A 12,444-nucleotide genomic window follows, 5' to 3' on the forward strand; every position below is an offset into this window, starting at 1 on the left:
AAAGGAAAGAAAAATATAACCTCGCCCGAAAAGTCAATTACCGCAGGTCTTGAACTTTGGGCACCTTTTTTTCAAGAGAAAGGTTCGAAATAAAGCTTTAAATACTTTTCCAAAGTATGGAACTATCTCTTTCTACCTATCAACAGGAATAATGGATACTCCCTGTCTTCTCTGATTATCGTGTGGGGAGTCGTTATGCTCTCCACTACTAGGTTATTTTTCTCGAAGATCTCTCCCAGCATCTCTGGATCAAACCCCAGGTGACCATCAAAGTTCCCCTTGTGGAAACTACCGTCCTCGGTTATTAGGTCTGCAATGCAAAGGTATCCTCCCTGGGTAAGGCTCTCAGTCCATTCCCTTATAACCTCCTCTGTGTCTGGTATGTGGTGGAGCACCATGAGGTTGAAGATACAGTCATACTTATGGGAGGTATCCATTGCCTTCTCCGGGTCTATGAGGACCGTTCTGCAGTTAGTGTGTCCCCCAGCCTCTATCTTCCTACCTACCTCCTCCAGCATACCTTTAGAGGTGTCGCAGAAGGTCATCCCCTTAAACTCTGGCAGAAGGCCAAATCCCAGTAGCCCAGTACCGCACCCGTACTCTGCAGCCCTCATCTCCTTAGTGTCCGGCAGGTGCTTCACTATCCCCTCAGCCACATCCCTGGCTCTCCTTACCTTCTTCTCATCTAAATCCCACTGCTTTGCTGCTTCATCAAAGTTAGTTCCCATTCCTATCCCCCATATCCTTTAGATTGAATTATCTCTACTAAACTTGCAACTGTACCGCTTTTTTTTTAATGCCGACTGCAGATAGTCGTCGGGCTCCACAGCGAAATCCTACTTCGTTCCGTTTTACCCATTAGGTTCTATCTAGAGCCCATAAAAGGAACGCATTCTATGCCCTTGCCCCTAAGACAATTATCGTAAGTCTTGACCTTTTAGGTACCTTTTGTGTCAAGACAAAAGGTACAAACCTCTTTTATCTATCTAAAAACTCCCCAGGAGTCCTTAGATACTCATCCAACCTCATATAAAACTTCCCTGCATGCACCCCATCTGCTAAGCCATGGTGAGCTTGGAGAGCCACCGGCATAAGGAGTTTCTCCCCCTCCTCAAAGTACTTACCCATGGCTATCCTCGGAACTGAGTCCCCCTTCACTATGTGCATGGGATGCTGTATAGAGGTAAAGGATACCCAGGGAAGGGTGGTCAGGTAGAAGTCGCTGTCCATATCAGCATCGAAATCCGGGGTGACATTATCCTTTACCCCTTCTATCGCTTTCTCCACTCCCTCGTAGAACTCCACAAAGTCCTCCTTGTGCTTAGTCCTTGCAAAACCAAAGAGCTCATCCTCTCCCAGTACTGTAAAGGAAGGGTTCACCACTGGGTGCTCTACTATCCCGTTTTCTCTTATCCTGGTTCTCAGCTCAGGGATCTCATTTACCACCCTGGAGATAAAGTAGAGAACCGTCTTAAAGAATGAGAGCTTCCTCTCCCTACAGTAGCTCTTTAACTCCCTCACATCCACATTGGAGCAGATATTAAAGTGGGGAAGTTCCATCTCTTTAAACATCTCATACTGCTTCCTTCTCTTCCACGTTTCCATGTCTATGTATTTCATTTTGTTTTCCCTTCTAAACCATTTTTCTGTTTCTCTCTTTTATCCTCTGTACTTTTTTTGCTTGTACCCCAAGGGCATTTCCTCGCTTCCCTCACAGCATCCAAAGAAAGTACCCAAGAAAGGACACCTCTTTCAAAATGTTTCCCTAGTAAATATAGAGTTTTACGACCTTTTCCAGCTACAGTCCTCGCTCACAAGTGGTCCAACTTAAGCTGTATCGCTGCGGAACTTATTCTGTTGTACGGTCTAGCTAATCACTCTAGCAAAGGTCACATCAACTTGAAAGAGGGTTTAAATTTTTCTGAAAACCTCTGAGCTTTTTCTGCCTCTCTAAACATTTCAATAAGAAAGTAAAAAGAGGAGAGCTCTAGCTCTCCCCTTCAACTCTTTAAGCTAGACTGCTTAAATTCTATACCATTTTCTGATTATCCTTTCCCAAAGGAACATATTCGAAAATTTTACTTATTAGTCAACAACCTCAGCTTCAGCTACATCGTCGTCAGCCTTTGGAGCTTCCTGTCCCTGTGCTCCAGCCTGAGCTGCCTGAGCTTCCTTGTACATCTCCTCAGCTAGCTTGTGAGCTGCCTTTGAAAGGTCCTCGATAGCCTTGTCGATAGCTTCCTTGTCGTCTCCGTCCTTAACCTTCTTAAGTTCCTCAAGAGCAGCCTCGATAGCCTTCTTGTCCTCTTCAGTTACCTTATCTGGGTTCTCAGCAAGAGTCTTCTCAGTAGATGAGATTAGCATATCAGCCTTGTTTCTAGCCTCTACCATCTCCTTAAACTTCTTGTCCTCAGCCTCGTGAGCCTCAGCGTCCTTCTTCATTCTCTCGATATCTTCCTCAGATAGGTTAGATGATCCAGAGATAGTTACCTTGTTCTCCTTACCAGTTCCAAGGTCCTTAGCCGATACGTGTACGATTCCGTTTGCATCGATGTCGAATGTTACCTCGATCTGAGGTACTCCTCTTGGTGCTGCAGGGATTCCCTCTAGGTTAAAGTCTCCAAGCTTGTGGTTCTGTGCAGCCTGTGCTCTCTCTCCCTGGAATACGTTTATAGTTACTGCTGGCTGGTTGTCCACAGCAGTTGAATATACCTGTGATTTCTTTACTGGGATAGTTGTGTTCTTCTCGATCATCTTAGTGAATACTCCACCTAGAGTCTCGATTCCTAGTGATAGTGGTGTTACGTCTAGTAGAAGTACGTCCTTAACGTCTCCCATTAGTACTCCACCTTGAATAGCCGCTCCAGCTGCTACTACCTCGTCTGGGTTGATTCCCTTGTTTGGTGCCTTACCGAAGTAAGCCTCTACCCACTCCTGAACTGCAGGGATTCTAGTTGATCCTCCAACAAGTAGGATCTCGTCGATTTCTCCTGGGTTTAGTCCAGCGTCAGCCAGTGCTGTCTTAGTTGGTCCCTGAGTAGCTTCTACAAGGTTTCTTGTGATCTCGTTGAACTTAGCTCTAGTAAGCTTCATCTCAAGGTGCTTAGGTCCAGTTGCATCCATAGTGATGAATGGAAGTGAGATAGGAGTTTCCATCATTGTAGATAGCTCCTTCTTAGCCTTCTCTGCTGCGTCCTTAAGTCTCTGCTCAGCCATCTTGTCTGCAGATAGGTCGATTCCAGTCTCCTTCTTGAACTCAGATACTAGCCAGTCGATTACTGCGTTATCGAAGTTGTCTCCACCTAGGTGGTTGTTTCCGTTTGTAGATAGTACCTCTACTACACCGTCTCCGATCTCTAGTACAGATACGTCAAATGTACCTCCTCCAAGGTCGAATACAAGTACCTTCTCCTCGTGCTGCTTATCAAGTCCGTAAGCTAGTGCTGCTGCAGTTGGCTCGTTGATGATTCTCTTTACGTCGAATCCAGCGATCATTCCAGCGTCCTTAGTTGCTTGTCTCTGAGCATCTGTAAAGTAAGCTGGTACAGTGATTACTGCTTCCTTTACATCCTCACCTAGGTATGCTTCAGCGTCCTTCTTAAGCTTCTTAAGAGTCATTGCTGAGATCTCCTGTGGAGTGTAGTCCTTACCGTGAATGTTTACCTTGTGGTTCTCTCCCATGTGAGTCTTGATAGATGAGATCGTTGAATCAGGGTTTGTGATAGCCTGTCTCTTTGCGATCTCTCCTACGATGATCTCTCCGTTGTCCTTTATGTTTACTACCGATGGAGTAGTTCTAGCTCCCTCTGCGTTGGAGATGATAGTAAAGTTTCCACCCTCCATTACTGATACACATGAGTTAGTTGTTCCTAAGTCGATTCCGATTATTTTACCCATTAATCTTTCCTCCTAAAATTTTTAATTTACGAATTTTTATGATTTAATTTTATTATTTACTCTTTAACTACTTTTTGCAAACCTTTACCATAGATGGTCTGATTACCTTGTCCTTCAGCTTGTATCCCTTCTGAAGCTCCATAACGATATGGTCGTTTTCCACCTCTTCGCTTGCCTCAGTCATTACAGCCTGGTGCACATACGGGTCATACTTTGTTCCCATGTCTGCTGGAATAGCTTCTACTCCCTCAGCGTTCATGATTCCGTGCATCTGGTTTAGAGTCATCTCCACTCCCTTCACTAGAGAATCGAAGTCCTTAGTTTCAGCAGATGCTGCCACCCCTCTCTCAAGGTTGTCCACTGCCTCTACTACTTTAAGGATTACCTTCTCAGCTGCATACTTTCTCAGATCAGCCAGTTCGTTTTCCTTTCTCTTGGTGAAGTTCTGGAAGTCTGCCTGCTTTCTCAGGTAAGCCTGCTTCCACTCCTCTACCTCAGCTTCTATCTTATCTATCTTATCTTCAAGGCTCTCCTCAACTACTTCCTCAGCCTCTGCTGCTTCTTCTTCTGGATTTTCGTGCTTGGCTGCTTCGTCGTGCTTTCTCTTAGCCTCTTCAGCCTTTCTCTTCATCTCTTTAGACATCTACTTCTCCTTTTTATGCTCTATTTCATCTATTACCTTATTTACTTCTCTTGTTACGTAGTCTACCAGACCCATGGTCTTGGAGTAGGCCATCCGCCGGGGTCCTATTACTCCGATAACCCCCTGGGAGGATCCCATCTTATATACCGAGTACACAAAGGAAAAATCCTCCAGTCCCGGGATATTCAGTTCATCTCCAAAGGCTACATTCACCTCACCGTAGTTTGGCTCCCTTGCCTTTACCAAGCTTTCAAAGAGTTCTCTCACTCCCTTCTTCCTGTTAAACATCTCAAGGGTTTCCTGTACCTCTCCCACGCTCTTGTCGTGGAAGATGCTGGTTGCATTATTCAGAAAGAAGTTACCCTGGATATCCTGGTAGATCTCCCTCTCAAACTCCTCTAGGAGAGGGTTGTCTTTTTCAAGGATGAGTTCCTCTACCTGGGTGTGGCTATGAACCTCTCCACGTTTGAGCTTCTCATTTATCTCCTTGGATACCTTCTCCAGCTCCTCCCTTGTGATTCCGTGTTCAAGGGAAAGCTTCTTGGTTCTTACGGACATATTTTCGCTGACGATTACCGCCATTACAAGGTAGTCATCTATATGAACAAGTTCCACCTTCTTTATCTTTTCCCGTTTAAAGTCCGGCTCTATTACCATCCCTGCATAGGAGGTAAGCTTAGACAGGAGGCTTGAGGTCTTCTTTAGAACACTCTCGATCTCCGTTACCCTTCTTTCATAGGCCAGGTCTATTCTATCCCTCTCCGCCTTGGACAGCTGCTCTATCTTCAGCAGTTCATGGAGATAAAATTTATAACCTAGATCTGTAGGCACCCTTCCAGAAGATGTATGGGTCTTAGCTATATAGCCCATATCCTCAAGGTCTGCCATCACATTTCTTATGGTAGCAGATGAGAAACCAATATTATATTTCTTTACAAGTGTTCTGGAACCTATGGTATCCCCAAAGGTCAGATAATAATCTATTATCGCCCCCAGAACCTGCTTCTCTCTATCAGTAATAGCCATCTCAACCACTCCTTGTTAGCACTCAAATTCCAGGAGTGCTAATTCCTGCTATAAATATACACCTAATCAAAATCTTTGTCAACACTTTTTTAGCCACTTTAGCCACAAGTGGCTAATTTTTTCTGTTCTAGCTTTCTAACCCTTATTTTTATGGGTTTTCTTTTTAGCCACCTGGCTAATACAGGATGAATTTTAGCCACTTTTGAGGGAAGGTGGCTAAAGAATTTTGGATATCTTTTTATTAAAATTCCCCATTAGCCACCAAGGTGGCCAGGGGTTAATTTTCTTCTGTTATACTTTATCAATTCAAAATCTTTTTCACTCCCTTTGGGATCGAGGTACTTTCTTACCATGATGCAAGAAAGTACCCAAAGAAGATCTAGTCCTACGTAATATCTCTTGAGTTAGAAGTTAATACACGACCTTTGTCAGCTACAATCATAACTCTGAATGTAAATAATTTTGTAAGACGTTATGGTAAACTTAATCTGCTTAACGGTCTAGTTAATAATTTAGGTTAAAGGCACATCGACTACTTCGGACTCTTGTTAGCTTAAAATAAGAGTTCAAATGGCCGGCTGCAGGTAGTCGTCGGTCTTCACCTACCATCTTTACTTCGTTTCGTCAAACAGGATAGGTTCTATCTAGAGCCCATAAAAGAAACGGAGGACCTGCTCTACTTGGAAAGACAATTACCGGAAGTCTTGATTTTCTTTGGTTACTTTCTTATATCAAGATAAGAAAGTGACTCGCTCCTGAAAGGAGTGAAAAATATTTTATTAAAAATAATAGAAGAGGAGCTGCCTGGGCAGCTCCTCTTTCTCAAACTCTATACAAGAATCAATAATATTAAATATGGTACCAGGTTGAAGGATACTATAAATAACTTATACGCCCCCATGAGGGCATAGTGAACAGCATCAAAGGTCTCCTCGGATATCCTGAACCACCTGTAGTGCATGAGATACATCCACTGGTGGGCATAGATAAAGGTCAGGAGCCATACAGCAAAAAAAACAGAGTTTATTATGAAGGACCAGAATAACAAGTTCATAACTATATCCAGTAACATAGGTCGCCTCCCTTCTGAGTTTTATATCTATATAACCTTTTAAGGAAAGTGGCCCCTACTTCCTTCTTTTTCAAAGTTTTTTTCCCTCCCCCTTGCATCTAATTCTATAAATAATATACTATTTCTATTAGTAGTTTTAAGGAGGTCTTTTATGGATATTACACTTAGTATGGTAGTGATATTTTTTCTTTTAATATTTTCAATTATAAACAACATCTTTATAGCCTGGCCCCTGGGAGTAGCTCTCCTTATCTTTGGATTTCTTTCCCTTAGAAGGGGGCATACCATGGGAGCTACCCTGAGGATGGCCCTGGAGGGGGGAAGGAAGTCCTTCATCGTCCTCCAGGTCTTTATTCTCATAGGTATCCTCACATCGGTTTGGATCTCTGCAGGGACCATTCCCGCCATCGTTTACTACGGGATACGTCTTATGAACCCCAGCTTCTTTATCCTCTCTGCCTTTGTCATCACATCCTTTGTATCCTTCCTTCTGGGTACCTCCCTAGGGACGGTTAGTACAATTGGAGTTGCTCTCATAGTCATGGCAAGGGCAGGGGATATTAATATGGCTTTGGTTACTGGAGCCATTATGTCGGGAGCCTACTTTGGTGACAGGTGCTCCCCCATGTCCTCCAGTGCCATCCTGGTAGCCAACCTGACCAAAACAGATATCTTCGACAATATAAGGGATATGTTTAAGACAAGCATCCTTCCCTTACTCATCTCTGCTCTTCTCTACCTTGGATTTTCCCTGAGAAATCCCATAGTATTCAGAGCAGAAAACATTGGAGGGGATCTGGCCTCTATCTTCCACATAGGCCCACTGTCCTTTCTCCCAGCAGCCATAATTCTCCTGGCCTCCCTCTTCAGGATAAGGGTCAAGAAATCCATGACCCTCAGCATAGTTGCTGCTGCCGTCCTATCTGTCATTGTAGAGGGATACTCCCCACAGGAGCTTCTCCACTTCTCCATTTTTGGATTCAGGCTGGAGGAGTGGCTCCTCCCTGGAAATATATTGAACAGGGGAGGGGTCATCTCCATGCTGAGGGCTGGTATAGTTGTATTCATCTCCTGCTCCATGGCTGGTATCTTCAACGGCACCAAGATGCTCGACAGGTTTCACACCCTCTACACCAGAGCTAGGGACAGGTATCATCTCTTTCTCTATACCATTGCCACAAGTATCCTCACATCGGTCTTTGGCTGTAATCAGACTATAGCCATAGTCCTCACAGAGCAGCTTCTGGACAAAACCTATGAAAAAAAGGAGCACAGCAGGGGGCACCTTGCCATAGATCTTGAAAATACAGCTGTGGTTATAGCTCCCCTCATTCCTTGGAATATAGCGGCCTTTATGCCCACTTCCACCCTGGGGGTAAACTTCTACACCTATGTTCCCTATGCCTTCTACCTCTACCTTCTTCCCCTTACAAACCTCCTCCTCTTAAAATACAAAAGGTCTGCCAGTTAAACCCTGGCAGACCTTTAAGCTCCCTCCTCTAAGAGGGACCACTTACAATTTTTTACTTCCCTAATTACCCTGTTAGCCTTGGACCTCAGGTGAATCTCATTACACCTTCCCTCCTTGGTCTTGTAGATATACTCCTCCCTCTCCAGTTCCCTTATCCTTCTCACAATAAGAGACCTGTCCACACTGAGACTTTCATCCAACTTATAGAGGGTGGCCTTCTTCAGCTTCTCCACAACACAAAGAAGAAGAATATCTGTTCTAGACAGGTGATACTCCTCCTTGAGGTGCTTGTACAACTGATCTGTTTTCAATAATATCTCCACCAATGATATCATCCCCCACCAAAGTTCATCATCAAAACTAGGTCTGAGTACCCTTCCATTTTTTTATAGTGCACCCATGCCGGTTTTCGACCACATATTAGCACTTTAATTGTAAATGTCAATACTTTTTTGAAACAATTGACCTCAAGGCACAATAAAAATTTCTAAAGTTCTTTTTTTAGACTTTGTCACAAAAGACTTTGTCACAACTTTTCTATGAAAAATCAATTGTAAAAAAACATAACTTTTCAACCTTTCATTACCATATTAATAAACATTTTTTTATATTTTAATGAAATTAATTTCAAAATAAAACCCCGAATCCGTACAGATCCGGGGCTATATCTTATTCTACTGTTACTGATTTAGCAAGGTTTCTAGGTTTGTCCACATCTACTCCCCTATCCACTGCTACATAGTATGACAGGATCTGTAGAGGTATCACATTGATTACAGGTGAGAATAGTTCATCCACCTCTGGAACAAAGATTACCTCTGAGGAGTAGTTCTTAGCCTCTGCATCTCCTACAGTTGCTATGGTTAACACCTCTCCGCTTCTTGCTCTTACCTCTTCAATATTTGATTTAGTCTTCTCATATACAGCTGACTTTGTAGCTATTGCCACAGTAGGACACATATCGTCGATTAGGGCGATCGGTCCGTGCTTCAGCTCACCAGAAGCATATCCCTCAGCGTGGATATAAGAGATCTCCTTTAGCTTTAGAGCCCCCTCTAGTGCTATTGCAGTATTGATTCCTCTACCTATAAACATAGTAGAGTTCACTCCTACAAACATCTCCTTCTTATTCTTAATGTGCTCAGCCTCATCTAGTATTGCCTCTACCTTAGATGGAAGCTGTGCCACACCATCTAGGATGTAGTCCGCTCTCTCCTGGCTCATTCCTCTCTTTCTTCCAAGGAATGCTGTAAACTTATACAGTGCTGTAAGCTGTGCTACAAATGCCTTTGTAGATGCTACCCCGATCTCAGGTCCTGCATTGGTATAGAATGTACCGTCTGCTTCCCTTGAGATAGTTGATCCCACTACATTGATTATACCTATAGCCTTAGCTCCATGCTTCTTTGCTTCTCTAAGTCCTGCAAGGGTATCCGCTGTTTCCCCAGACTGAGATATAAGGATTACCAGGTCCTTATCTGTTACGATAGGGTTCTTGTATCTGAACTCTGAAGCTACCTCTACCTCTACAGGTATTCTTAGCTCCTGCTCGATTATAGCCTTTCCTACAAGTCCTGCATGCCAAGATGTACCACATGCTACTATATGAATTCTTGAGATATCCTCTATCTCCTTGTCTGTAAGATCGATCTCAATATTTGCCTTGAGGGTATCGTTGATAGCCTTTGGCTGCTCAAAGATCTCCTTTAGCATAAAGTGGTCGTATCCGCCCTTTTCAGATGCTTCTAGAGACCATGTAATCTCAGTGATCTCCTTCTCCTTAGGAGTTCCCTCTAGATCATAGATCTTAACCTCATCCCTTGTAAGCTCAGCAAGCTCACCGTCATCTAGGAATATTACCTTGTTGGTATGCTCAAGTATAGCAGGGATATCTGAAGCTATAAGGTTTTCACCCTCTCCAAGTCCTATTACAAGTGGGGATCCCTTTCTGGCTGTGATCAGTCTCTCTGGCTCATCCTGGGTAAATACACCTATAGCATAAGCTCCATCTAGCATAGGGATAATTCTCTTTACAGTGTCAAAAAGATCCCCATTGTAGTGCTCCTCTATAAGGTGAACTATTACCTCTGTATCTGTTTCAGACAGGAAGATGTGCCCCTTGGCCTTAAGCTCCTCTCTCAGCTCAGCATAGTTCTCGATGATACCATTGTGTACCAGTGAGATCCTACCGTCCCCTGAAAGGTGAGGGTGAGAGTTTACAGTACTTGGCTTACCGTGGGTAGCCCATCTGGTGTGACCTATTCCCAGGTGTCCCTTCATCTCAAGTCCTCCCAGGATATTTCCCAGGTTAACCAGCTTTCCTACAGATTTCTGTGTGTTGATTGCTCCATCCTCTTCAAGTATAGAGATCCCCGCTGAGTCATACCCTCTGTACTCCAGCTTTGCCAGCCCGTCGTAAAGTATCCCCTTAGGCTCTCTCTTTCCAATATAACCTACGATTCCACACATAATTTGTTACCTCCTAAAATATTCTTTTTTTAATGTTCTCAATTTTAGAAGAAATAACTACTGAGATAGCCTTTGTCTCTGAGGTCACCCCCAGGTTTTTCCCTATCTCTCAGGCTGTAGTCACCTTTAGGGCATCCGCCGAAAATTTCGATAACCCTATTCCTCGTCAACTCCACAGGGAGTTCTGGCGCTGTTTTTATTTTTTATTTCTTCAAATTGCTGTGCTCCCTATTTTACCATACACTTCAAAGTATTGCAATTACAGGAGCCCTCTCAAGCTTCAACAGGATAACACATAAATATGTCTTTTATATATTATTTACTCGCTTTCCTTTAGCAACCCCGCTATTATACACAATTTATTCCATCGGTATAAGTGACTTTGTCACTCTTTTCTTAAATAACCCTATTTATTGAATTTTATTCCTTTCAAATTTATCAAAATATTTCTAAGCTTCATCAAAAGTTAAGCTCTATAAAAATAAGTTCATTTCTTGTCTTGATACAAGAAACGAACCAAAAAAGATCAAGACTTTTGGTAATTGTCTTTCTAAGTAAGTCAAGGTTACCGTTTCTTTTATGGGCTCTGGATAGAACCTATCCTGCTTGACGAAACGAAGCAGAGATGGAAGGTGAAGACCAATGACTACCTGCAGTCAGCCATTTAAATTCTGATTTTAAACTAACAAAGCTCCGAAGTAGTCGATATAGCTTTGAACATCATAATCAACTAGACCGTTAAGCAGATTAAGTTTATCATAACGTTTTACATAACTCTTTTCATTCAGAGTTATGATTGTAGCCATCAAAGGTCGGACATTAACTTTTAACTTAAGAGACATTACGCAGGACTAGATCTTCTTTGGGTACTTTCTTGAATCATGGTAAGAAAGTACCTCGCTCCAAAAGGGAGTGAAACAAGATTTATCACATTTTATCTCAAATAAAAAGTAGCTGCCTACGGGCAGCTTTTTTTGTACTTGCAAGTTTGATACCATATAGGGATGAGTTCTTTAAATAAACCCTTAAAACAAATTCTTTCAAAATACTTCTTTGATTATTGGAGATACAATAACCATAAATTCCCAGCTTCTTTAAGAGATAATATTCTTCATAATATTAACCGTTTCCTTGAATGTGGAGACCCTAAAGTTGGGTATACGTCATTTATCTGCTTAAAGTGTAAAACTATCCATAAAACGCCTTTTTCCTGTAAATCGCGTTTTTGTTCTTCATGCGGAAGAGCTTACTCTGAAGCCTGGGCGCATAACCTTACTAATAATTTAATTAATTGTTCTCATAGACACGCTGTCTTCTCTTTACCTGCTGGATGGATTAGAAACTTCTTCTTCAAACGTAGGTATCTTCTTAAAGATTTAGCAGAAGCTTCGTACCTCGCGCTAAAGTACTCCTTTAATAAAATGGGAATTTCAACTTTTGGATCTATCTCTACAATACACACTTTCTCCAGAAAAATAGAGTGGAATCCTCATATCCATTCTTTAGTTACCTTTGGAGGGATAACTAAAAACAACCAATGGAAAGGTATTAAAAGCCTCCCTTGGCAAGTCCTAAGAAAATCATGGCAAAAGTGCGTCTTGGATATCATTGCTAAATATGCTAAGGATAATAATTCTCAACATCTAAAAAACAAGATTTCATTAGCCTATAAAAGGTATCCAAATGGCTTTTACGTTAATGCTAAATCTAAAGTTGGTAATTCTAAAACTATTGCAAAGTATATAGGTAGATATCTTGCGCGTCCTGCTGTTGCAGATTACCGAATCATCTTTTTTAACAGTAAAATTGTTAAATTTTGGTATCAAAACCCTGATTCTAAAAAGAAGCTTATCATCACCCTCACTA

The 12,444-nt window shown here is 42.4% G+C and carries 10 protein-coding genes; 2 read left to right on the forward strand and 8 right to left on the reverse strand.

Annotated elements, in window-relative coordinates; all coding sequences use genetic code 11:
- Positions 1-122: 122 nt before the first annotated feature.
- The 6 genes from QMG11_RS05980 to QMG11_RS06005 form a co-directional block, all read right to left on the reverse strand.
- Positions 123-728, reverse strand: coding sequence for a class I SAM-dependent methyltransferase (locus tag QMG11_RS05980; protein ID WP_281834317.1), 606 nt, complete (start codon positions 726-728; stop codon positions 123-125).
- Between the two features lie 250 nt (positions 729-978).
- Positions 979-1,620: a chloramphenicol acetyltransferase gene (locus QMG11_RS05985; RefSeq protein ID WP_281834318.1), complete on the reverse strand. Its 642-nt coding sequence runs from the start codon at positions 1,618-1,620 to the stop codon at positions 979-981.
- A 465-nt stretch (positions 1,621-2,085) separates the two neighbouring features.
- Positions 2,086-3,897, reverse strand: coding sequence for a molecular chaperone DnaK (gene dnaK / locus QMG11_RS05990; RefSeq protein WP_281834320.1), 1,812 nt, complete (start codon positions 3,895-3,897; stop codon positions 2,086-2,088).
- Between the two features lie 67 nt (positions 3,898-3,964).
- Positions 3,965-4,540: a nucleotide exchange factor GrpE gene (gene grpE, locus QMG11_RS05995; protein WP_281834322.1), complete on the reverse strand. Its 576-nt coding sequence runs from the start codon at positions 4,538-4,540 to the stop codon at positions 3,965-3,967.
- Positions 4,541-5,566 carry a heat-inducible transcriptional repressor HrcA gene (hrcA, locus tag QMG11_RS06000; protein WP_281834324.1) on the reverse strand — a complete coding sequence of 342 codons (1,026 nt, stop codon included), beginning with the start codon at positions 5,564-5,566 and terminating at the stop codon, positions 4,541-4,543.
- 829 nt (positions 5,567-6,395) lie between these two features.
- Complete coding sequence (locus QMG11_RS06005; protein ID WP_281834325.1) at positions 6,396-6,638, reverse strand: DUF6868 family protein; 243 nt, start codon at positions 6,636-6,638, stop codon at positions 6,396-6,398.
- A 151-nt stretch (positions 6,639-6,789) separates the two neighbouring features.
- Between QMG11_RS06005 and QMG11_RS06010 the strand changes: the two genes are divergently transcribed.
- Entirely contained in the window at positions 6,790-8,109 is a 1,320-nt protein-coding gene (locus tag QMG11_RS06010) for a Na+/H+ antiporter NhaC family protein (protein WP_373877216.1), read from the forward strand.
- Positions 8,110-8,123: 14 nt separating this feature from the next.
- On the opposite strand, the gene QMG11_RS06015 is transcribed toward QMG11_RS06010, so the two are convergent.
- Both QMG11_RS06015 and glmS read right to left on the reverse strand, forming a co-directional pair.
- Entirely contained in the window at positions 8,124-8,432 is a 309-nt protein-coding gene (locus QMG11_RS06015) for a transcriptional regulator, SarA/Rot family (protein ID WP_281834351.1), read from the reverse strand.
- Between the two features lie 346 nt (positions 8,433-8,778).
- Positions 8,779-10,578 carry a glutamine--fructose-6-phosphate transaminase (isomerizing) gene (gene glmS / locus QMG11_RS06020; protein ID WP_281834327.1) on the reverse strand — a complete coding sequence of 600 codons (1,800 nt, stop codon included), beginning with the start codon at positions 10,576-10,578 and terminating at the stop codon, positions 8,779-8,781.
- Between the two features lie 1,004 nt (positions 10,579-11,582).
- Here glmS and QMG11_RS06025 point away from each other — a divergent pair.
- A partial coding sequence (locus tag QMG11_RS06025) for an IS91 family transposase (protein ID WP_281834329.1) occupies positions 11,583-12,444 on the forward strand: 862 nt, incomplete at its 3' end.

The organism is Propionigenium maris DSM 9537 (assembly GCF_027925155.1).
Taxonomy (GTDB): domain Bacteria; phylum Fusobacteriota; class Fusobacteriia; order Fusobacteriales; family Fusobacteriaceae; genus Propionigenium; species Propionigenium maris.